The following is a 504-nucleotide window of genomic DNA, read 5'->3' on the forward strand; positions in this document are numbered from 1 at the left end:
GGCCGGCGATCACGTAGGCGGTGCCCAGGGTGAACGGACCGGTTTGTCCGGCGACGCTGAAGCTCTGAATGCTGAGCGGGCCATCGACACTGGTGGTGCCGGTGAGCAAGGAGCCATTGGTGACGCCACTGTCTTCAGCCACGGTCAGGGTTTCATCGGCATCGGTGAAGCCATCGGTGACAGGGGTCACACCGATGTTCAAGGTCGAGGTGTCCGTGCTGACGCCGTCGGTGACGGTGTAGGTGACAACCGGGWAGTTGCCGTTCCAGTTGGCGGCGGGCTCAAAGCTGTAGGTGCCGTTGGCATTGACCGTCAGGGTGCCTTGGCCGGCGATCACGTAGGCGGTGCCCAGGGTGAACGGACCGGTTTGTCCGGCGACGCTGAAGCTCTGAATGCTGAGCGGGCCATCGACACTGGTGGTGCCGGTGAGCAAGGAGCCATTGGTGACGCCACTGTCTTCAGCCACGGTCAGGGTTTCATCGGCATCGGTGAAGCCATCGGTGA

General features: G+C 63.0%; 1 protein-coding gene. It reads right to left on the reverse strand.

Annotated features, from left to right (window positions below; genetic code table 11):
• On the reverse strand, window positions 1-504 hold a 504-nt coding region (locus tag L5M40_RS22570), incomplete at both ends, for a cadherin-like domain-containing protein (RefSeq protein WP_263257276.1).

Source organism: Shewanella sp. SM68, assembly GCF_025653925.1.
GTDB classification, from domain to species: Bacteria; Pseudomonadota; Gammaproteobacteria; order Enterobacterales; family Shewanellaceae; genus Shewanella; species Shewanella oncorhynchi.